Annotated in this window: 19 protein-coding genes and 2 pseudogenes; 17 read left to right on the plus strand and 4 right to left on the minus strand. The window is 66.5% G+C overall.

Translation table 11 applies throughout. The features are described 5' to 3' along the window. Positions 1-389: 389 nt before the first annotated feature. The 5 genes from ABD073_RS07335 to ABD073_RS07355 all read left to right on the plus strand — a co-directional run bounded on the left by ABD073_RS07335 (position 390) and on the right by ABD073_RS07355 (position 6818). Positions 390-743, plus strand: a complete 354-nt coding sequence (locus ABD073_RS07335; RefSeq protein ID WP_343873352.1) for an ArsR/SmtB family transcription factor — start codon at positions 390-392, stop codon at positions 741-743. Beyond that, complete coding sequence (locus ABD073_RS07340) at positions 724-1677, plus strand: cation diffusion facilitator family transporter (RefSeq protein ID WP_386751633.1); 954 nt, start codon at positions 724-726, stop codon at positions 1675-1677. The genes ABD073_RS07335 and ABD073_RS07340 overlap by 20 nt, the downstream gene beginning before the upstream one ends. Positions 1678-2135: 458 nt before the next feature. Further along, on the plus strand, positions 2136-2441 hold the full coding sequence (locus ABD073_RS07345; RefSeq protein ID WP_040159608.1) for a hypothetical protein: 306 nt from the start codon (positions 2136-2138) through the stop codon (positions 2439-2441). Positions 2442-2509: 68 nt separating this feature from the next. Continuing rightward, the gene (locus ABD073_RS07350) at positions 2510-4846 is read left to right on the plus strand and encodes a copper-transporting P-type ATPase (protein ID WP_343873353.1); all 2337 of its coding nucleotides are present in this window, start codon (positions 2510-2512) and stop codon (positions 4844-4846) included. Between the two features lie 1225 nt (positions 4847-6071). Beyond that, a complete protein-coding gene (locus tag ABD073_RS07355) occupies positions 6072-6818 on the plus strand; it encodes a hypothetical protein (RefSeq protein ID WP_343873354.1) in 747 nt (248 codons plus the stop codon). Between the two features lie 477 nt (positions 6819-7295). Here ABD073_RS07355 and ABD073_RS07360 read toward each other — a convergent pair whose 3' ends face one another. The 4 genes and pseudogenes from ABD073_RS07360 to ABD073_RS07375 form a co-directional block, all read right to left on the minus strand. Beyond that, positions 7296-8393 carry an ArdC-like ssDNA-binding domain-containing protein gene (locus ABD073_RS07360; protein ID WP_343873355.1) on the minus strand — a complete coding sequence of 366 codons (1098 nt, stop codon included), beginning with the start codon at positions 8391-8393 and terminating at the stop codon, positions 7296-7298. Next, a complete protein-coding gene (locus ABD073_RS07365; RefSeq protein ID WP_343873357.1) occupies positions 8393-8560 on the minus strand; it encodes a hypothetical protein in 168 nt (55 codons plus the stop codon). The genes ABD073_RS07360 and ABD073_RS07365 overlap by 1 nt, the downstream gene beginning before the upstream one ends. 39 nt (positions 8561-8599) lie before the next feature. After that, positions 8600-9475 (minus strand): annotated as a pseudogene (locus ABD073_RS07370) (nucleotidyl transferase AbiEii/AbiGii toxin family protein). After that, entirely contained in the window at positions 9472-10038 is a 567-nt protein-coding gene (locus ABD073_RS07375) for a type IV toxin-antitoxin system AbiEi family antitoxin domain-containing protein (protein ID WP_465262320.1), read from the minus strand. Before ABD073_RS07375 ends, ABD073_RS07370 begins: the two are co-directional and overlap by 4 nt. 201 nt (positions 10039-10239) lie before the next feature. On the opposite strand from ABD073_RS07375, the gene ABD073_RS07380 reads away from it, so the two are divergent. The 12 genes and pseudogenes from ABD073_RS07380 to ABD073_RS07435 all read left to right on the plus strand — a co-directional run bounded on the left by ABD073_RS07380 (position 10240) and on the right by ABD073_RS07435 (position 21574). Next, the gene (locus ABD073_RS07380) at positions 10240-11466 is read left to right on the plus strand and encodes a hypothetical protein (RefSeq protein WP_343873358.1); all 1227 of its coding nucleotides are present in this window, start codon (positions 10240-10242) and stop codon (positions 11464-11466) included. A 113-nt stretch (positions 11467-11579) separates the two neighbouring features. Then, the gene (locus tag ABD073_RS07385; RefSeq protein WP_343873359.1) at positions 11580-11897 is read left to right on the plus strand and encodes a nucleotidyltransferase family protein; all 318 of its coding nucleotides are present in this window, start codon (positions 11580-11582) and stop codon (positions 11895-11897) included. Then, positions 11894-12217 (plus strand): HepT-like ribonuclease domain-containing protein, encoded by a 324-nt coding sequence (locus ABD073_RS07390; RefSeq protein ID WP_343873360.1) that lies wholly within the window; start codon positions 11894-11896, stop codon positions 12215-12217. Before ABD073_RS07385 ends, ABD073_RS07390 begins: the two co-directional genes overlap by 4 nt. Positions 12218-12749: 532 nt before the next feature. Next, a pseudogene (locus tag ABD073_RS07395) lies at positions 12750-12959 on the plus strand (transposase); the annotation flags it as partial. A gap of 234 nt (positions 12960-13193) precedes the next feature. Continuing rightward, positions 13194-13664 (plus strand): hypothetical protein, encoded by a 471-nt coding sequence (locus ABD073_RS07400; RefSeq protein WP_343873361.1) that lies wholly within the window; start codon positions 13194-13196, stop codon positions 13662-13664. Next, positions 13661-14836 carry a zinc-dependent alcohol dehydrogenase gene (locus tag ABD073_RS07405; protein ID WP_343873362.1) on the plus strand — a complete coding sequence of 392 codons (1176 nt, stop codon included), beginning with the start codon at positions 13661-13663 and terminating at the stop codon, positions 14834-14836. The genes ABD073_RS07400 and ABD073_RS07405 overlap by 4 nt, the downstream gene beginning before the upstream one ends. Before the next feature lie 98 nt (positions 14837-14934). Next, positions 14935-15768 (plus strand): aldo/keto reductase, encoded by an 834-nt coding sequence (locus tag ABD073_RS07410; RefSeq protein WP_343873363.1) that lies wholly within the window; start codon positions 14935-14937, stop codon positions 15766-15768. A 501-nt stretch (positions 15769-16269) separates the two neighbouring features. Then, positions 16270-17268 (plus strand): acrylyl-CoA reductase family protein, encoded by a 999-nt coding sequence (locus tag ABD073_RS07415; protein WP_343873364.1) that lies wholly within the window; start codon positions 16270-16272, stop codon positions 17266-17268. 997 nt (positions 17269-18265) lie between these two features. After that, positions 18266-19411, plus strand: a complete 1146-nt coding sequence (locus ABD073_RS07420) for a glutathione-independent formaldehyde dehydrogenase (protein WP_343873365.1) — start codon at positions 18266-18268, stop codon at positions 19409-19411. Positions 19412-19433: 22 nt separating this feature from the next. Continuing rightward, complete coding sequence (locus tag ABD073_RS07425; protein ID WP_343873367.1) at positions 19434-20003, plus strand: type 1 glutamine amidotransferase domain-containing protein; 570 nt, start codon at positions 19434-19436, stop codon at positions 20001-20003. Further along, on the plus strand, positions 20000-20302 hold the full coding sequence (locus tag ABD073_RS07430; protein WP_075818624.1) for a putative quinol monooxygenase: 303 nt from the start codon (positions 20000-20002) through the stop codon (positions 20300-20302). Before ABD073_RS07425 ends, ABD073_RS07430 begins: the two co-directional genes overlap by 4 nt. Positions 20303-20443: 141 nt before the next feature. Further along, positions 20444-21574 (plus strand): NAD(P)/FAD-dependent oxidoreductase, encoded by a 1131-nt coding sequence (locus tag ABD073_RS07435; protein WP_343873369.1) that lies wholly within the window; start codon positions 20444-20446, stop codon positions 21572-21574. The last annotated feature ends 95 nt before the right edge of the window (positions 21575-21669 follow it).

A 21669-nucleotide genomic window follows, 5' to 3' on the forward strand; every position in this document is an offset into this window, starting at 1 on the left:
CGCATGCCCGCACGGGGCTGACGTCCTTTTCCACCTGCGCCTGCAACATGATCACGAGAATGACGGACAAGGACTGAGAAGCTCTGCACTGTGGGTTGCGAGGAGTCATGGTCCAAGAAGCACATCCTGGGACCGGGATCACCTGACACAAGGCCTCCAAGTTGGCGTGGCACGACTGGCCGGGTGGGTTCCCGGGCTGTGACGAGCTCGGCATGTGGGAAGGGGTGCTCAGCCGGGCAGGCAGTATGCGCGTCCCGGTGCGACGAGCCACTGCATGTCCGATCTGGTGCAGCGCGTCGTGATGGGGAGGACCATCTACTGGACAGCACATCGCTGGTTCCACTGTCCCAGCACAAGACTAGATCGTTCATCACTGATATCATCGGTATATGACGATGATAAACGCTCCTGCAGTCACTCCACTCGAACGCGGGGCGGCCCTGTTCAAAGCCTTGGCTGATCCCCGTCGTTTGCAGATCGTGCAACACCTGCTTCTTGGCGAGCATCGTGTCGTGGACCTGGTTTCCCACTTGGGCCTGGTCCAGTCCACGGTGTCCGCTCATGTGGGGTGGTTGCGAGATGCTGGACTGTTGGACAGTCATGCCCATGGTCGAGCGACCTTCTACACGTTGGCGCACCCCGAAGCCACCCGGGCCTTGCTGGGTGCAGCCCAGCATGTTCTGGCCTGCACGGGGGAGAACGTCGACCTGTGCCTCGCCGAGGATGGTGCTGGCAGTGAGTGAGTCCCGCAGGAAGGATGAACGGCATTACGAGGGGCATGAGCACGCCATCGCGGGTGATGCAGACCGCCGTTACCTCACAGCGGCCCTGCTTCTGTTGGGCCTGTTCATGGCTTGTGAGGTCGCCGTGAGCTTGGTGACAGGATCGCTCGCGCTTCTGTCTGACGCAGGACACATGCTTTCAGACGTCGGGGCGATCGCAATCGCGCTTTGGACGATGAAGCTTACGCGCCGACCGGCGCATGGTGGGTGGACCTGGGGATGGCAGCGCGCAGAAATCCTGTCCGCAGCCGTCAACGGCATCACGATGCTGGTGGTGGCTGGGATCGTCGGCGTTGAGGCGGTCCGCCGTCTCATCCACCCGCCTGAGGTGTCGGGTGGTCCCGTGCTCGCCGTGGCTCTGGTGGGGGTGGTGGTGAACATCGTCGTCGCTGGGCTGGTGGCCCGAGCCAATCGTTCGAGCCTCAACGTGGAAGGTGCCTATCAGCACATCCTCACCGACCTCTACGGCTTCATTGGCACTGTGATCGCAGGGCTCGTGATCATGCTTACCGGCTGGACTCGTGCCGATCCCATTGCCTCCTTGGTCGTGTGTGCACTCATGCTCCACGCATCATGGGGGTTGCTGCGTGACGCAGGACTCGTGCTTCTCGAAGCGGCGCCTGCCGGAACCGACCTCGACGAGATCACCCGACACCTAATCGAGGTGCCCGGCGTGCATGCTGTGCACGACCTCCACGTGTGGAGCATTGGCTCCAGCCAGCCAACCCTGTCGGCCCATGTTGTTGTGGATGAGGAATGCTTCCGCAATGGACACGCACCACAACTACTAGACGAGGTCCAAGCCTGTCTGGCCAGCCATTTCGACGTCGAGCACTCCAGCTTCCAACTCGAGCCACCCACCCACAGCAGTCACGAGCTGGGAGCATGCCACTGATTCCCGTCAGTCATGGGCAGGTTTCCCTGCCACACGAGCTCGGTCTTCCTCCTGGCGGGTCATCAACTGTTGCGGTCCTTCTAGGAGGAGTTCTCGGCGGGCTGGGGTTCGGTGGCCTCGCCGGAGCGGGCGGGACGGTCGCGTGGTGGACGATGCGGTCGATCATGGCCACGCCGAGAGAGTCGGGGGGGGATGCAGGGGTGCCGGGAGACGTCACGCTCTGACAGGTCTCTGGGCGCGGCATGGCTGCTCGATCTCGTCCCAAGCCCCTCGAAGATGATTATCGCTGGCAGGCTCCTCTGGGCTGCTTGATTTCCCTGTCGACACCTGTTCAGAGTCCACGAGTCGTCGACAGATGTCTTGGTCAAACCTTCATTCTTTGCCCCGGTCCAGCTTCATGGACGCTCGACAGTCTGGATGGTGACGGCAGCCAGCCACACACGACGAAGGAGACCACCATGTACACAAGCCCCACCCAGCTCAACCGCAGTGACAGCGACGCTCCCCGCCCCGCCGCCGACCCGGTACTCGAGCCCGTGCAGCACCGGCACGACCCGAAGATGACAGGCCACGGCAAGAGCCACCACTGGATGCACCTGCTGATGTGTGCCCCGATGCTGCTCATCGTGGCCGGATACCTGTGGACAGGTCGTGCCAGCCTCGCCGCAGGCGGCGTCATGGCCGCCGTCATCCCCGCCCTCGGCTGCGTAGTGATGATGTGGCTCATGATGCGGATGATGAACCACGGGGCCGATCACCACTGAGCCAAGAACCTCGCACCACGCGCCCACCAGCACCACAGAGCACCACCACTCAACGGACGAGGAAGACCATGACCAGCCCTACCCCACCCGACGAGCCCATCACGGCTGAAGGGGACTCCTTCACCTGCCCCATGCACCCCGAGGTCACCAGTGACCACCCTGGCCGCTGCCCCAAGTGCGGCATGTTCCTCCAACCGGACGGACAGCCCCCCGCGCCAGCAGCACACCAGCACACCCACCCCGGGCAGACTGCTGCCCACCAAGAGCACGGCGGGCAAAGCGCCCCGCCATCACAGGCCGACACCGGCCCACGCGATGGCGGATGGACCTGCCCCATGCACCCCGAGATCCGGCAGGATGGGCCGGGCGAGTGCCCGATCTGTGGCATGGCGCTCGAACCGGTCTCGGTGGGCGTCCACGACGGACCCAACCCAGAGCTGGCAGACATGCGCCGCCGTCTCCGCGTGGCAGCCGTGCTCAGCCTGCCCCTGGTGGTGCTGGCGATGGTCCCGGCCTTGGCCGTCGGGGCGTGGGTGCCCTGGGTCGAACTCGCGCTGTCCACCCCCGTGGTGTGGTGGGCCGGGTGGCCATTCTTCGCACGTGGCGCCCGATCAGTGGCCAGCCGGCACCTCAACATGTTCACCCTCGTCAGCCTCGGTGTGGGTGCCGCGTGGTTCTACAGTGTGGTCGCCGTCCTGGCCCCGGGGATCTTCCCGGCCATCATGCGTGATGACGGTGGCCGGGTCGGCGTCTACTTCGAGGCCGCCGCCGTGATCATCACCCTGGTGCTGCTGGGGCAGGTACTCGAACTGCGGGCACGCGACCAGACCTCGGGTGCCATCCGCGCCCTGCTGGACCTGTCGCCAGCCACCGCGCACCGCATCAACCCCGACGGAGAAGAAGAGGAAGTGCCATCCGCGGACCTGCAGGTCGACGACCATTGCCGGGTCCGCCCCGGTGAGAAGATCCCAGCAGACGGCATCGTGGTCGACGGCCACGCCTACGTCGACGAATCCATGATCACCGGCGAGCCGGTACCTGTTGACAAGAACCCCGGCGACCGTGTGATCGGCGGCACCATCACCAGCGGCGGCAGCCTGGTCATCGAGGTCACCGGCCTGGGCGCCGACTCGACCCTGGCCCGCATCGTCGACCTCGTGTCCCAGGCGCAACGTTCCCAAGCCCCCATCCAAGGGCTCGTCGACAAGATCTCCGCTGTGTTCGTGCCGGTCGTGATCGGCATCGCACTGATCACCTTCGCCGTCTGGGCCACGGTCGGGCCACAGCCCCGGCTACCGTTCGCGATCGTTGCTGCAGTGTCCGTGCTCATCATCGCCTGCCCTTGCGCGCTTGGCCTTGCCACACCCATGTCCATCATGGTCGGGGTTGGTCGCGGAGCCCGCGATGGCGTCCTGGTCAAGAACGCCGAAGCACTCGAACGACTGCAGAAGATCGACACCCTGGTGGTCGACAAGACCGGGACCCTGACCCAGGGCCATCCCAGCCTCGTCGACCAGAAGGTCGTCGCCGGCCACCACGCCGAGATCGTGCTGGCCATGGCGGCCGCTGTCGAGTCCGGGTCCGAACATCCCTTGGCCCGCGCGATCGTCGACGCGGCGCGAGAACGCGACGTCACCGTACCGACCGCCACTGCATTCACCGCCCACCCGGGTGGCGGCGTCGAAGCATTGGTCGACGGTCACCAGGTCATGGTCGGCAGCCCTGCCTTCCTCACGACCCAGCATGCCGACACGACCCCCCTGACCGACGACATCGACGCCTTCCGTCGCCAAGGAGCCACTGCCGTCATCGTGACTGTCGATGGTCAGCCTGCAAGCATCCTGGCCATCGCCGACCCACTCAAGCCCACCACCGCCCAGGCCATCGACGACCTACGTCACCGTGGCATGCGGATCGTGATGCTGACCGGGGACAACGCCACCACCGCCCACGCCATCGCCGACGAGCTCCACATCGACGAGGTGATCGCGGACGTGCTTCCGGATCAGAAGCATGGGCACGTCCAGCGGTTCCAGGAGCAAGGTCACACGGTCGCGATGGCCGGTGACGGCGTCAACGACGCCCCTGCCCTGGCCGGGGCGGACGTTGGCGTCGCCATGGGCACCGGGACCGACGTCGCCATCGAGAGCGCAGACGTGACCCTCCTCGGTGGCGACCTCGCAGCCCTGGTCAAGGCCCGCGACCTGTCCGTCGACACTATGCGCAACATCAAGCAGAACCTGCTGTTCGCATTCATCTACAACGTCATCGGCATTCCGATCGCCGCGGGAGTGCTCTACCCCGCCTTCGGCTGGCTGTTGTCCCCGATGATCGCCGCAGCCGCCATGGCCCTCAGTTCGGTGAGCGTCATCACCAACTCCCTGCGCCTGCGCCGACACCACTGACATGAACTGCCCCCCATAAGCTGCCCGGAGTTCACTCTGGGTTGGCTTCTCGCACCCAACCGGGGCCCAGCCCGACCGACAACCCGGGGCCAAATGAAGTTGACATAGCCAGATGTGCGATCGAGGCGCGGCAACGCGTTGCGACACGTGCGTGGCCCAGTTGGCTCTCGCGTTACAGCACAACCTGGCTGTCGCAGCAGCCCCAGACCTGGCGCGACGGTGCTGGAGTGCGCTCCTCGTCGGAAATGCAACTGTTGATGCATGCTGGCCGCATGGAATCGCTGACCGCTTTGGCCTTCGACTCGTATGTAGAGAATGGGATTCTGGGTGCCCTCAGGCTATCCGTTCCGCCGCACGTGATCGCAGGGCGTCTTCGTTCCCTTCGCCAGTTGGCGCCTGCAGATCGCAACGGTGAGGTATGCGCCTCTACGAACGGTGGTCATACTTCTGGTGGGAGTACGAAGGTGATGAGTACCCTTGGGGGGCTACAAGGGGTTGGGGGACGATGAGTGGTACGTCGATGCCGGGTGACACGCGGACGACGAGTTCGGGGTCCGAGTTGCCGAGGAGGAAGCTGCGCCCGCCGACGGCGGGTTGAATTCGGAGGCGGAGAGCTCCACTGCGCCCGAGCCTTCGATGCCCAACATCCTGGAGCTGTATTCCCGCTCGGGTGAGCACGGTCTGTATCGCACGTGGTAGTTCCACAAGGGGGACGCCGAGCCATACCCCGCCGTCCCGCACGGTCACGAGAAGCGAGGTAAGCGTGCGCGGGATTGGCCGAAGCTGGACCCTTATCGCGGGTTTGTCTATAACGCGTCGGGTGCGCACCTGAAGCGGGAGTCACGTCAGGCGATCGTGGCGCTATGGAACGATCCCAGGTTCCGTACCTTCGCGCGCGCGGCTCTGCGGCACGCCCTGGAGAACGACAGGACTCTGGAACGGCGGATGCTTGCCGAAAGGGGCATCCGTGACCCCTTCTTGCTTCCAGGGGAACGAGGTTGACGTGGTTGGTAACGGCATCCTGTCGAGAATCCACCATCGGCGTCCACCCGTCTCCGCCGCTAGGCCGACGCCGCATAAGAACTGACGTATCGAACGCGCGCATCTGTCGCAGGTCAACCGCTATCGATGCGCGATACTCCTATCTAAGTTGATTGAACCTGTGCGGCAGAGGGGAGTGGTCATGCACCAACGGCAGTCCGCTTGGCCATGGGGGTTGGCCGTCGTGGTCATGGTCCTGGCTGTGTTGGCCGGGGCGTCGGCGACCGTAGCCTTGGCCGTGCGTCATCACGGATTAAGCGAGATCATCGTTACCGGGGTCAACGTGGGTCTCCTTGCCGTGGCTTGTCTCGCCCTAGTCGTCGCCCGTAGTCAGGCAGTCGCCGCCCGTGCCGCCAACGCGCTGACTGAACAGGCACGTCAGGAGGCTGCCGCGAAGGAGCGTGAGGCCGCGGCCCAGGCCATCGCCGACTCCCAGCGCGCTACCCGCCCCTACCTGTGGGCCGATCTCGTACCGGGCATCGCCGGGCCCCCAACTTGGGACCTCGTCATCCACAACACCGGCCGTACCCCCGCCCGCGAAGTCATCCTTGAGCCTGAGCCATGGCCAGCGATGGGCGACAAGCTGGGTGACCGGCTCCGGGAACAGCTACCGCGCCCCTTCGACCTGCCACCCGGCGCATCTCTTCGCCTCGCTTGGCGCATCGCTCACGAGGATGATGAACCGGGCAACGTTGACCAACCTGCTGGCATGCCCGATGAGACAACGCTAACCCTGCGTTACCGAGGCGACGATCCTTTGTTGGCACCCTTCAGCGAAACTCGACTGCTCGACCTTCCAACCCGCGCTGGGATCATTCCTGCCCCCCGGGAAGGCGCGGTCGCTGGCGGCACTGATCTGTACGGGGTTCTGAAGAACATCAACTACGCCGTCCGCTCCCTCGGGGGACATGTGGCAGAACTGCGTCGTTAACCAGATCAGGGCGTCTTGGCCGCCACTTACCTAGGCCTCGAAAACAGGCGGCACCAAGTATCCTCATTTGCCGCGTGGTGCGTAGCCTTCGGCTGTCGCGCCCTCTCTTGCCGCTGCCGGAGCGAATATTCGCTGGCGGAGCTGTCCATTCCGACGACACTGCTGGCATGACTTGGACCATGACATCTGAAAAACACTGACCGCTGAAGCGGGCAATTGCTGGCTGCGGTGGGCCTGTGCCTGCTCGACCATGTCTGGCCGCGCACGACCAGCGACCAGCGACCAGGCGACCGCGAGTCCGCAGCCGTACTCGCTGTCGCGGGTGTCCACCAACCTCCGCGACCGCCTGTGGCTTGCGGGCGAACGAAGCGCTCCGTTGGACGACGAGCGCGACGGTGCCATCCGCACGGGTCTGGTTCGTCTGGGCGGCAGGAAATGTGCTCGTCCGCTCACAAGGCGCCCAGATGCCCGCCACTGTCACAGACGTGGAGCTGCAGGACTCGCGACCGAGGGATGACCCGAGCACCTCAACCTGGCGGGAGGGTCTGAAGATCGCCGCGTCCCTGAGTCCCACCTGGGAGCCGGACCGTCTGGCAGCATCGCCGTGCGGTCTGCCGCGACGTTTCGGGCGACTGTCTCGGCGAGGGCTTGGCCGATGGTGGGGGTGTTGTCTGGTGCGGAGGTGGCGTCGAGAATCTGGTGCGCGGTCTTGAGGACGCGGGTGCCGGTGATGTGGATGACGTCTGCGATGGTGGTGCCTTCCTTGTGGTGGGGGAGGGCTTGTTCGGCCCAGCCGGCGACGTAGGTGAAGGTGTACTGGCTGCTGTCGAGACCATGGGCGGCGGTTACGAGGTAGGCCACGGATTCGGCTTCGACCTCGCGCCTGTCCCGACAGACCGGGGCGGCATCGGTGGTGGGCTGGTGGAGTAGGACGTGGCCGAGTTCGTGGGCGAGGGTCTTGACGGCTTGGGCGTCGTCGACGTCGTCGCGGACCTTGACGGTTCGGGTGGTGTAGTCGGTGTATCCGTTCGCGCCGCGGCAGTCGCCCCTCTCCAGTCGGAAGCCCTGCGCGTGGACCAAGCTGGCGAGGGATTGCCAGAGACCCTCCGGGGCCCGGCCGGTGAGTAGGGCGGGGCGGGGTGGTTCGGGGACGGGGTCGCCGGTGGTTTGGCTGATGTCGAAGACGCTGGTCGGCTTGACCCCGACGATCTGGGTGGCCATCACCGGTTTGCCCTTGTCGTCGAGCACGGGTGTGTCATCGGGCTTGAGTTTGGGGACGCGGCGTGTGACGGGGGCGAGGATGCGGATGCCTTGTTCGCCGCGGTTGACCTGGCGGTGGAAGCTCTTCTGCCAGGTGGTGTAGCCGGCGACCAGGGTGGCGTCGGGGCGTTGGGTCCAGATCAGGATGGTGTTGTTGAAGCTGTACTGGTGGAAGCGGGTCGCGACGCGCAGCCAGGCCTGCCACTGCTCGGAGCTGGTGAGGTCGGCGACCTTGTCGGCGATCTGCGCCTGCAGGTGCTCGAGTTGCTCGGCTCGTTCTGCCTTCTGGGCTTCGGTGGGTGGTCGGCGGGCCATCAGTGCACCGCCGGGGTCTGGTCGGTGAGCAGTTCCAGGGCGGCGTGGATGAGGTCGTCGACCTGGTCGTGGGGTGCGCCGGCGGCGCTGAGCTCATCTGCCTCCCGGAGCAGCTGTTCGATGATGAGCGGACGATCGGGGCTCAGTTCGTCTGGATGAGTGGTCATGCCCACCCAAGCCGTGGGGGTCCTGACCGTGCCGGCCGGTCAGTGCTCCGTCTGGAGCGGCGACTGCTCTGCAACGGTCACGGCGCGGTGCCAGGCTGCGAGGGTGACGTCGTGGGCTTCTTGGGGAGTGACCTGCGGCTGGCACTGGTGGTTCAAGGAGGCGAACCATTCGTCAGGGGAAGGGGCGCCTGTGGGGAGGTTCCAGGGCTTGGGGTAGCCGCCGGTCGGGCCGATGCGTCGATAGGTGCGTGCTGCGTCGGCGGTGATGTGTCCGGCGGTGGCCAGGGCCCAAAGGTCGTAGAGGTCGCGGGGTGCGTTGCGGGTGGTGTCACTCCACGCCATGGTCTTGGCCACCACGAATCCGGCCGGTGTGGGCGTGGTGAGCTCGATGTCGGGCAGGCCGTGGTAGTGCTGATGGACCAGGGTGGTGCAGCGGGGGAGTGGGATGTAGTTGCGTCCATCGATGAGCTGGATCCGCAGCGCGGTGTTCCCGATCCACTAGATGCTGGGGTCGGTGTCTCGCTTCGCCTCAGTGAGGGATGGTTCAGCCGTGACCTTGCCGAAGCTCCGGGCCAGTCGGGTCCGGATCGCGTCGTCCAACGCCTTGACTACCGTTGGGCGGGGTCCGCTGGAGAGTAGGTCGATGTCTTCGCTGAGACGCAGGCCATCAAGGATGGTGCGACTCAGTGCAGTTCCGCCGTAGAAGACGAACTGGTCGCGCAGGGGAGCGATGGCCGCCAGGACATGTGAGATGACGAAGTCGTGCTCGATCGACTCGCGGGGAACGCCGTAGTGCTCCATCTGGCGACGCGCATCCGCGTCCGAGAGCTTGTGCGACCCGGCGGTGGCTGGTTGCCGTGTCACTCTGGGGGAGCGCCGAGCAGTAGGGGTGTGGTCGTGTTCTGGGGTGGTCATGGCAGTGCCTCCTCGACAGCCCGGGCGAGGGTTCTCGCTCGTGGGTTCGCGATACCCAACGCAGTTTCGGGGTCGACGTGCGCGGCCAAGGCCTTGACGGCTGCGCTGGCTTCGTTGGACAGGCCTCCAAGCTGGGGTCGGGCGATCAGGTCGACAAAGGTCTGTTCGGGGGTGGTGACGAGGAAGGCGCCCAGGCGGCCGGTCTCGAGCCGGGCGTCGAGTGCGTCGACGTCGGTGGTGGTGAACGTCACCTGTGTCTGGTCGGTGAGGACGACGGGCCGGTGCTGCTGCGGGACGGCGATGACTGTGGTGGCGATGGCGCGGGGGATGGCGTGGTGGAAGCGGGCGGCGCCGATGCCGTACAGGACGGGGATGCGGTCGCCATACTGGGCTGTGGCGTAGGCCATGGCCGCTTCCTCGGGGTTGGGTCGCCAGGGCATGACAGGGTCGATGTCGTCGGGTTTGACGGTATAGGTGCCAGGGGCGATGCGCACGACACGTCCGGCGCGTTGCAGGCGTAGGAGCTCCTTCTCCGGGTTGGCATACAGGTCGCGCAACATCACGGGGCGCACGGTGCGCAGTGGGGCAGCGGCCAGGGCGGCCGGGACACCTGTCGTCTTCACATCTCACCTCCAGTATGCAAAAGACTACCCTGTGGGGGCCTGGATGCATATTGATGGGTGTGAGCGAGGCTTCCTGACCCTGTGGTGCAGGGCGAATTGCCAGGGGCGTGCCATGAATGTCGCCGGTGGCAGGATGGATGCATGCGAAGCGACCTGGCCGACGAGGTCTTGCCCTTGATCCGCTCGAGTGGCGACCTGCATCGGTATCGGGCGGCCAATGAGCACGGCTCCCAGATGCACGAGGCCGTTGACATCCTCGAGATGGCGGTGGGCGTCGAGGATGCCTCGGTGGTCCATGACGTGTGTCAGCGGGCGTTGATGTCGTCGCTTCGGATCATCATGCGTGCCGATGATTCGGCCGGGATCATCGGGGACGCCTGTCAGCGTCTGATTGCGCTGCATCCGGTGACGGCAACGGCGGCGAAGGTGCCGGTGGCACGGCTGGTGGCATGGATGATGAAGTTCCAGTTCGACGAGGAGTGCGACTTCTTCACCTTGGATCCGGTGGCCTACGCCCCGGTGCTGAGGGAAGCGGGCATCGCGCGTTACCGCGCGGAACTGGCCCGACGACAGTCCGTCCTAGCTGGGTGTGTGCCTGCTTGCGACGGCTACTCGCATGAACGTTTCGTGCTGGAGCACAATGCCCGCCGGCTCGCCGTGCTGGACCGTGATGTGGAGGCGATCATCGCCACGCATGCCAGGGACGGGTCGGTTTCGGCGTGGGCGCTGGAGACGGCTGAGGCATTCGTTGAGATCGCAGACGTGGAGCGGGCTATTGACTGGGCCCGGCGGGCGGCCCTGATGCCACCCGAGCACCAGGCGCTTCGGGCAGGCAAATTGTGGCGGGACTTGCTGGCAGAACACCACCCCGGCGAGGTGTTGCCGTCCAGCCTGGAGCTGTTTGAGCGATGGCCTACCCAGAGCACCGCGGCGCAGGTGCACGCAGCTGCGGGCGACAGATGGCCCGGACTGCAGCAGCAGGTGGTTGGACGCCTCAAGGGACGCCCGTGGGAGGCCGTGGCCTTCCTATTACGCCAGCTGGCTGATGTGGATTCCGCGTGGCAGGTGGCCCACGAGCACGCGGACCTGGTGGGCGCTGGCTTGTGGGGTGAGCTGGCTGAGGCGAGGGGCCTGTCCCACCCAGACGAGGCCGTGCCTGTCCTGGTTCGGCTGGCCGACGATGAGCTCCGCGAGACGGGTGCGCGGTACTACCGCGGCGCAGCGAATCTCTTGGTTCGCGCCCGGCAGTTCGCCATCGCCGCTGGCCAAGGCGACGATCTCGATGCCGTCGTTCGTGAGATCCGCGAGGTCCATCGCCGTCGTCCGCGGCTGCAGCAAGAGTTCGACGCGGCCGGACTGGCAAGGTGAGCTGGCCGCAGTGACCTCATCGGGAAGGCTCCATGCCGCTGCTTGGGCGGGACGCTCCAGGTCGAGGTGCGGCAGGTCGCCGGCGCCTCGGGTCCACCGGCTACGATCAGTTCATGACGATGACTGTGGAGAGCCGGGATGCGCGCGTGCGTCTCGATGCGCATGCTCAGGGCATCGATGAGATCTTTCGCCGCTATGGTGCGGTAAACCCGCGCCTGTTCGGGTCGGTGGCTCGTGGTGAGGCGACCGCCAAGAGCGACATCGACGTGCTGGTCGATCTGGTTCCTGGCCAAGGCAATGACCTGCTCCGAATTGCGGGGCTGAGTGAGGAGCTGGGCGAATTGCTCGGCTGGCGGGTTGATGTCGTGGCGGCGTCGATTCTGCGTGATGGCGTTGCGGAGACGGCGTTGGCAGATGCGGTGCCGTTGTGAGTCGGTCGGACGAGCAGCGGCTCAGCGACATTCTTGCGAGCATCGACAGGTGTCGTGAGTACGCGACGCACTTCGGTGACGAACAGCTCGGCGAAATGGCATATGAGGCGGTCCTGCGCAACTTGGCGGTGATTGGCGAGGCAGTTCGCGCTCTGAGCGACGAGACCAAGGACGCCATGTCGCAGGTGCCTTGGCCAGCCATTGCGGGTCTGCGCAATGTCGTCATTCACGAGTACTTCCGCATTGACCGCGACTTGGTTGAAGACATCGTCCATACCCAGCTCGAAGTGCTGAGGGACGTCATCGACTCACGAGGCTGAGTCTGCCCACCACGTCTGAAAGAGATCCAGCCCACTCGCGACCGGGGTCGGGGCGGGCTGAACGGTTGGTTACAGGTTACCGCGCACACTCCCCGGGGCGGCTCCAAGGAATGGGGCAGCGCTCGCCGACCTGCGACGTGAGAGACTGGAACTCAAGTCCCACGTATGTCCCACGGGGCGCGGCGATTCCCCAGAGGTCTAAGGGAAACGCCTGGTCAACTGGGGGAACGCGGGTGAAGTCCTTTGGTTCGAGTCCTGTCGCCCCGACCAATTCAAGAACTTCGCTCACAAGGCGTTTCTCCTAGTTGACTAGGGGGAACGCCTTGTTCCATGTCTCGGTCCGATGAGCACCAAGGGGCTTCCGAGGGACTTGTGGGGACATCTGAACCCCACGTGAGCCCACGAAATGGAGGTCATCATGAGTTGAGTCCCTCACGGTGGTGTAACCGTGGTGACTGGCTCTGGACGGCAGGGCGGTCACCGCGTGGTCCTCGAGTTCACCTCTCACAGCATCCTCGAAGGAATCATCACGATGACCGCCCCTCATATTGTCGACCCCGATCACGTTCTTGGCGAGCTGCTCACCGAGGCCTCGCCGGACATGATGCGCAGCCTGTTGCAGACCATGCTCAACGCCCTCCTCTCCGCGGACGCTGACGCGGTGGTCGGCGCAGAATACGGCCAGCCCAGCCCCGGACGGGTGGCGCAACGCAACGGCTACCGCCACCGCGGCCTCGACAGCGCGAACGTGGTGGACCAAGAGGCGGCCCGAGACGGGAACCTGGCCACCAGCCGCTCACCCGATGACCTCTTCCCTCTGTTCCGCCGTGGTAGTACTGTCCAGCCCACCGGCGCCGGAAACCGCTCGTGAGCAGCCCGGTACGCCACATGGCGCAGACGGGGCTGACTACCAGCTCGACACCCGGCACCTCGGTACCCGCAACCTCCTGGAGGTAGGTAGCACATGAGACGAGCAATGGTCATTGCGGTCCTGGCCGGCGCAGCCGCCGGCGGGGTCGTCGCCCGCCGCGCTGTTCAATCGACGCCCGAATCCGCCGGCGAGGAGTCCACGGGGCGCTGGCACAGCGTCACGCTCAACCGCAGCCAGGATGAGGTCATGCCGAACGGGCAGATGCCCGGTCCGTTGGCAGAATTGGGCGACCTCGTCGAGGTCCAGGTCCGGCCGGCCCCCGGCGGAAAGGGCACCGAGTTCGCCGCCCGGCTGCGGGTGCCCGAGCCGACCGGGCCGCGTGCAGCGCGGGCCCGGGTCAGCGGCCACGATCCGCGCCAGCAGGTCCGGTCGGCGTTGCGGCAGTCCAAGCAGCTGGTCGAGGTCGGGGAGGTTCTGCGGGTGGATCCCACTCCGCACGGCCGCCGTCCGCCGACCCCGACAGGCAAGCTCATCGACGTCGTCACCCGGCGCGCCGGCGGGGAGGGAGTGCTGTGAAGGCGCTGTGCTGGACCGGCGTCAACAAGACGTCGGTGGAGACCGTCGAGGACCCGAAGATCCTCAACGACCACGACATCATCGTCAAGGTGCGACTTAGCACCACCTGCGGCTCAGACCTGCACCTGCTCGCCGGGTACATCCCGTCGATGCGCGCCGGTGATGTGCTCGGTCACGAGTTCATGGGCGAGGTCGCCGAGGTCGGCAAGAACGTCCGCAACCACAAGGTCGGCGACCGCGTCACCGTCTGCTCGTTCATCGCCTGCGGGGAGTGCTGGTACTGCTCCCAGAAGCTGTACTCACTGTGCGACAACGGAAACCCCAACCCGGGCCTGAGCGAGGGGATGTGGGGCAGCGCCAACGGCGGCTGCTTCGCCTACAGCCACATGCTGGGCGGTTTCGCCGGCAGCCACGCCGAGTACGTACGGGTCCCCTATGCCGACCAGGGTGCGTTCACCGTACCGGACGGGGTGTCGGACCTGGCGGCCCTGTTCGCCTCGGACGCTGCCCCGACCGGGTGGACCGGCGCAGACGGCGCCGGCATCACCCCGGGTGACACGGTCGCGGTGTGGGGCGCCGGCGGGGTCGGACAGATGGCCGCCCGCGGCGCGATGTTGATGGGCGCCGAGCAGGTCATCGTCATCGACCGGCTTCCCGAACGCCTTGCCCAGGTCCGGCAACACATCGGTGCGGACACCTTGGACTACACCGAGGACAGCATCGTGGCCGAACTGAAGGAACGCACCGGCGGCCGCGGCCCGGACGTCGTCATCGAGGCAGTAGGGATGGAAGCGCACGGAACCGGCCCGGCTTACATATACGATCAGGTCAAGCAGCAGTTGCGGCTGCAGTCTGACCGGCCCACCGCCCTACGGGAGGCGATCTACGCCTGCCGCAAGGGCGTCAGCCTCTTCATCCTCGGAGTCTTCGGCGGGTTCGTCGACAAGTTCCCGCTCGGCGCGATGATGAACAAGAGCATGACCGTGCGCGGGGCCCAGCAGCACGGCCATCGCTACATCCCCCAGATCCTGCAGCACATCGCCGACGGCGAGCTCTCCACCGAGCATCTCGCCACCCACATCATGCCGCTGGACCAAGGACCCCACGGCTACGAGATGTTCAAGAACAAGCAGGACGGCTGCGTCCGGGCCGTCTTCCAACTCGACCGATGACCCACACAGCAAGTCAGCACCGGCCGGGGACGCGCTGGCCCTTCGAGGATCTCAGACCGCGTCCCACCTCAGCACAACCAGAAGGGAAGTGATCGCGGATGCGGCGGATAACGCTGCCGAGCGGGGAGTTCATCCCTGTGCTGGGCCAGGGCACCTGGGGCTGGGGTGAGGACCCCGGCCGCCGCCGCGACGAGGTCACAGCGCTGCACGCCGGCCTCGAGCTGGGCATGACGCTGGTCGACACCGCCGAGATGTACGCCGACGGCGGCGCGGAGGAGGTGCTCGGTGAAGCATTGGCGGGTCGCCGCGACGAGGCGTTCGTGGTCAGCAAGGTCCTGCCGTCCCACGCCTCCCGTACCGGCACGATCGCGGCCTGCGAACGCAGCTTGAAACGCCTGGGCACCGATCGGATCGATCTCTACCTGCTGCACTGGCAGGGCAGGTACCCGCTGGAGGACACGGTGGCGGCCTTCCAACAGCTCGTCGAGGACGGGAAAATCCGATATTGGGGCGTCAGCAACTTCGACCACCTGGCCCTCGCCGACCTGGGGGACCTGCCGGGCAGCAGCGGGCTGGCCACGGATCAGGTGCTGTACAACCTGTCGCGGCGAGGACCGGAGTACGACCTACTGCCGTGGTGCACCGACCACCAGCTGCCGGTCATGGCGTACTCGCCGATCGAGCAGGGCCGCATCCTTCACGACACGACGCTGAACGACGTCGCGGCCCGCCACGGCGTCAGCCCCGCGGCGGCGGCCCTCTCCTGGGTGCTGCGCCGCGACTCGCTCTGCACGATCCCCAAGGCGAGCAGCCCGCAGCATGTGCGCGACAACGCCACAGCACTGGACGTGAAGCTGACCCGCGAAGACCTGGATGCTCTGGATCGAGCGTTTCCGCCGCCGAGCGGACCGCGACCACTAGAAATGCTGTGATCCTGCGAGGCTGGAGCCATGCTCGGCGGCATGTCCTTGGTCGGCCACCTCACTGATCCAGAGACGGTGTGGTCCTCCCGATCAGGCTGGTCACCGACAACGGTGGGCCGTTTCGCTCGTTCCGGTTCGAGCACTTCATCACCGCCCACCCGGTGCTCAGGCGTGTTCGGACTCGTGTCAGGCCCCCCCGGCCAGAAGGGGGGTCCGTGAACGGGCCTTCCAGATCTTGACGTACGAGCGGCTCTACCGCGAGCAGATCGACGACGGGCTCGAGCTGGTCCGCGAGGCCGATGCCTATCGGGTCGAGTTCAACACCGTCCGACCACACGAACACCTGGCTCGGAACCGGCCCTCCGAGGTCCACCGTGGCCTGGCGGACCCCACCGTCCCCACCTTTTCCCAGCCAGAATTCCTACCAACTAGTTGACGCGGGACAATCACACGCTCGAGGGGCCCGGTTGGTACTGGAATTGTTGCGGCACACGTGAAAGAACTGATGGCATGACCTTCACCGCATGGATCGTCCGCGAGACCGAGTCCGGGGCCCAGGCCGCTCTGGAGAACCTTGACGAGAACATCCTGGAGGACCTGGACACCACCGTCCGCGTCACCTACTCCGGCATCAACTACAAGGACGCCCTCGCCCTGCAGGGGCGCCCCGGCGTGATCCGCAAGCACCCGCTGATCCCGGGCATCGACCTGGTCGGCGAGGTCGTGGAGAGCCGCAACCCCCGCTGGAGCGCCGGCGACCGGGTGGTGATGACCGGGGCCGGCTTCGGCGAGGAGCACCACGGCGGTCTCTCGCAGCTGGCCACGGTGAGCGGCGACGACCTGGTGGCGGTACCCGATGCCTTCTCGGCCAAGCAGGCCGCGGCCATCGGCACCGCTGGCTTCACCGCCTCGCTGAGCCTGCTCGCCCTTCAGCGCGCAGGCCTCACCCCCGACCGCGGCCCCGTTCTGGTGACGGGCGCCGGCGGGGGCGTGGGCTCCGTCGCACTGGCCCTGCTGGCCGGTTCCGGCTACGAGGCGCATGCCGTCACCGGCCGCCCCGACGAGCTGCGCGACCAGCTCACGGCGCTCGGCGCCTCCACGATCATCTCCCGCGAGGACCTGGACACCGGCGGCAAGCCGCTGGCCAAGCAGCGCTGGGCGGGCGCCATCGACGCCGTCGGCGGCGCCCCACTGGCCAGCGCCCTGGCCTGCCTGTACCAGGAGGGCGTGGCCACCACCTGCGGCCTGGCAGCCGGCCCGAAGTTTGCGGGCAACGTGATGCCCTTCATCCTGCGGGGCGTCTCGCTGCTGGGCATCGACTCGGTCCGCACGCCCGCGGATCGCCGCGCCGCTGCCTGGCAGCTCCTGGCCGAGGCCTTCGCGCCGCAGCGCCTGGATGGCATCACGCGCACCGTCGCCCTGGCCGACGTGCAGCACACCGCCGAGGAACTGCTGGCGGGCAGGGGCACCGGCCGCACCGTCGTCGAGGTGCCCCCGCTGGGCAGCTGACCCTCAGGCCGAGGCCAGCGGCTCGCAGGCCAGCCACACGGGGCCGCACTTCTACAGCGAGTCGCTGCGCATCCCCGTGCCCGTTTCAGGGCCGAGTGAGACCGTCGATGGTCCGGTTCACCGAGTGGCTTCGGACAGCCGACACAAGGGATGACTGCTCGGTGAGGACAGCCTGGAGGCGAGGGTCCTGACCCAAGCGCAGCAGGGCGGCACGGTCGGGCATCCCCACGATGACCACGGCATCAGTGGGTCGTTGTGGCGGGGTGTCGTGCTGGACCTCTGGTGTCGGGTACGGCGTGAGCGCCCGGGGCAGCGCGGTTTGCGTGCGCACCTCGATGGCCCTTGTCGCGGCGAGGGCGGGCCCGAGGTGCTCATGCACGCACGTGTCGTGTTCTCCTTCTCACTGTGCGCGATCACGATCGTGGCGTCGATGTCTAGCACGATGACGTCGGCGAGGTCGGTCCCGGCGACCTTGGACGCCGGGACGCCGCCGGGCAGTTGGGCCCACCCGTGGCGCCGGACCCGAGCAGGGGCGGCCGCGATCTTATTCCGTCGACCGGGCGTCATCGACTTCGGCGTGCGCCACACCGTCGGGGCCGATGCGACCGGGCCCAGGACACCGGCCTGGTGGCGCAGCACGCCGATGTCGGCGATCGCCTTGGACAGCTCGTCGGTCAGGCCGGTCCGGTCGGCCAGGAGCCTGGTCATGATGCTGCCGGTGTGAGCCACCACGCCGACGTCGGCCGTCACCGACAGACCCGTCGACCATGAAGTACGCTTCACCGACGGAGTGCCTCCCAACGCGGAGAACTTGGGACATCGCAATCGCAAGTTTCCCTGGCTGGGCAGGCGCCTTCGTGCTTCCACCGATCACTCCGCGGCGTCGTGGACGATCCGGGCTAGCCCCCGGGTCCGGCCTGATTTGCCTACGACCCCCTCGTTGTCGGTGGAGAACGTAGGGTCTGGAAAGTCACCACACAACGATTGGAGATCCACTATGAAGGCTGTGGTCTATCAGGGACCGCGCGATGTCGCGGTCACGGATGTTCCGGACGCGAAGATCGAGCGACCCACCGATGTCCTGGTCAGGGTAACGTCGACGAACATCTGCGGCTCGGACCTCCACATGTACGAGGGGCGGACCTCCTTCGAGGTAGGTCGGACGTTCGGTCACGAAAACATGGGAGAGGTGGTGGAGATCGGCAAGGGAGTGGAGAAGGTCAAGGTGGGCGACCGGGTCGTGCTGCCCTTCAACATCTCGTGCGGGTTCTGCAAGAACTGCGAGCGCGGCCTTACGAACTACTGCCTGACGACGCAACCGGACCCGTCGGCCGCCGGTGCGGCCTACGGCTTCGCCGAAATGGGCCCGTACGGCGGCGGGCAGGCGGAACTGCTCCGTGTGCCTTTCGGTGACCACAACGCGCTGCGCCTGGGTGAGGATGCGGAGGAGAAGGAGAACGACTACGTCATGCTCTCCGACATCTTCCCCACCGGCTACCACGCCACCGAGATGGCAGGCGTGATCCCGGGCGACAGCGTCGTGATCGCCGGGGCTGGCCCCGTGGGACTGATGGCCGCCCTGTCGGCGACGATCAAGGGCGCCGCAAAGGTGATGGTGGTCGATCGCCACCCCGACCGGCTCGCGCTGGCCGAGCAGATCGGCGCGATCGCCATCGACGACTCCAAGGTCGACCCCGTGCAGGCTGTGCTGGACCAGACCATGGGGCTCGGAGCCGACCGCGGCTGCGAGTGCGTCGGCTACCAGGCCCACGACCCTGAGGGCAATGAAGACCCGGCCGCCACCTTGAACATGCTCATCAACTCGGTCCGGTTCACCGGCGGGATCGGCACCGTCGGCGTGTTCGTCCCCCAGGACCCGGGGGCCAAGGGCGAATTGGCCAAGCAGGGCAAGGCAGCCATCGACTTCGGCACCCACTGGTTCAAGGGACAGACCATGGGCAACGGTCAGGCCCCCGTCAAGAGGTACAACCGCCGGCTGCGAGACCTCATCGCGGCTGACAAGGCGAAGCCGTCCTGGATCGTCTCCCACGAGATCTCGCTGGAGCAGGCTGCCGATGCCTACAGGAACTTCGACTCCAGGTCCAAGGGTTGGACCAAGGTCGTCATCAAGCCCGGCATGTGAAACGGAAAGAAGGCAAGCTGATATGGCAGCAGATCTTCAGGGCAAGAGGGTCGCGATCCTCGCCGCCGACGGAGTCGAGCGCGTTGAGCTCGAGCAACCTCGCGAAGCGCTGAACCGCGCGGGCGCTCAGACCGAGGTCCTCTCGATCCACGACGGCGAGATCAAGGCCCGTAAGAACGACCTGGATGAAGCGGGCACGTTCACCGTCGACGGGTTGGTCGCCGACGCCTCGGTGGGCGACTACGACGCCTTGCTGCTTCCCGGCGGCACGGTGAACCCCGACCAGCTCCGGGTCGACAAGGACGCCGTTTCCTTCGTCCGTGACTTCGTCGAGAGCGGCAAGCCAGTGGCGGCGATCTGTCACGGGCCGTGGACGTTGATCGAGGCCGGCGTGGCCGCCGGTCGCACCCTGACATCGTTCCCGAGCATTCGCACCGACCTGCGCAACGCCGGCGCCGACGTCGTCGACCAGGACGTGGTGGTCGACAAGAATCTCATCACCAGCCGCTCGCCGGAGGACCTGCCGGCGTTCTCCGAGGCCATAGTGTCTCAGCTCGCAGGCACCACGACAAAGGAAGAGGAGAAGTCATGAGTGTGACCAAGGGATTGCTGGTCAGGTTTGACGCGTTGCCCGGGAAGGAGGACGACGTGAAGGAGTTCCTTGACAGCGGCCGTGCGCTTGTTGAGGACGAGCAGGCGACCACCGCGTGGTTCGCGATCCGCCTCGGTCCGACCTCGTTCGGGATCTTCGACGTGTTCCCCGATGACGCCGGACGTGACGCCCACCTGTCCGGCCCTGTTGCGGTAGCTCTCGGCGAGCAGACCGGCACGTTGTTCTCCGAACCGACGATCGAGAAGCTCGACGTACTGGGATCCAAGCTCCCCGCCTGACACCACAGACCGGGAGTACTGGCCCAGAGAGGAGGGGTCGCTGCGCGCGGTGACTTCGGGCTTGCACAGCTCGCTGACGTCGTGGCAGCGGGCCCTTCTCTTGCGGCCTATCGCTCATCACCAACAGATCGAGGAACCGCGATGACAGCAACTGACGACGGCGTTGCCACGACGCGTTCACCCGAGGTAGCAGTGATCGGGGGAGGGATCGTCGGTCTGTCGACGGCGTACGCGCTGCGGGAGCAGGGCGTGCCGGTGCGCTTGTACGAGGCTGGTCTGCCCGGGACGGGTCAGTCCGCCGGCGAGTCGCGGATCTTCCGGCATGCCCACGACGACCCGCGACTCGTCGCTTTCGCGCGCGAAAGCCGCGGCGTATGGGATGAGTGGGCCGAGCACTTCGACGTCGAGCTGGTCTCATCCGACGGTGTCCTGGCGATCGGAGACAGCGCCCTGGCGCGGCTGCGGGTGCTCGACCAGGTCGGCGGCGTGCAAGCGCACGAGATCGACGCGGACGAGGTCGCCCAGCGAATGCCGCTGCTCGCTGGGTACTCGGGGCCAGCGGTGCTCGACGAGTCAGGCGGCGCGATCCGCACCCGCGCCGCGATCACGGCACTCACGGGTGCCCTCGCAGATGCGGTCACCACCGGGGAGGTCATCTCCATCGATCCCCGCGCCGACGGGACGGTCGAGGTGCGCAGCGTCACCGACCGGGCTGTCTACTCCAAGGTGGTCGTGTGCGCCGGCCGCGAAACCGCCCGGCTGGCACGCGGCGTCGGCCTGTCGCTGCCGGTTCGCCTTGCCGCACACGTCCGGCTGACCTTCGACGTGAAAGCCGCCGCCCCGGCACGAGTCGCGTGCCTGCAGGACAGCAGCGGCGTCTTCGGCGAAGTCGGCGTCTACGCGACGCCGCTACCGGGCAACAACAGCTATTCGGTCGGACTCAGCGACACCGTCGGCGTCCGCGAGGACGGAACTTTCATCGACTCTGCGGCGATTCGATCGCTGGACGAACGCGCACGCGAATACGTGACACGGGCGCTGCCCGGTCTCCACCCAGAGCCGCGCGACTTCCTTCACTGTTGGGTGACCGACCTCCCGTGGAGTGAGGACGGCGTGGCCGTGTGGGAGGCAGGCTCCGTCTTTTTTGTGGCCGGTCACAATTTGTTCAAGCAGGCACCTGCGCTGGGTCGCGCTCTGGCCCGGGCTGCGACCGGCGGCGGTCTCTCCGCCGAGCTCACGCCCGAAGCGCGCCTCGGCGAGGCCCAGGGCTAGCCCCGATCTTTCGTGACGGCGGTCGGGATCGTGTCGGAGCCGTGTTGTCGGGTGCGCCCGTGTGCGGAGTGACTGCGGGTACGACGACGGGCCGG

The sequence above is a fragment of the Luteococcus peritonei genome, from assembly GCF_039526385.1.
Classification (GTDB): Bacteria; Actinomycetota; Actinomycetes; order Propionibacteriales; family Propionibacteriaceae; genus Luteococcus; species Luteococcus peritonei.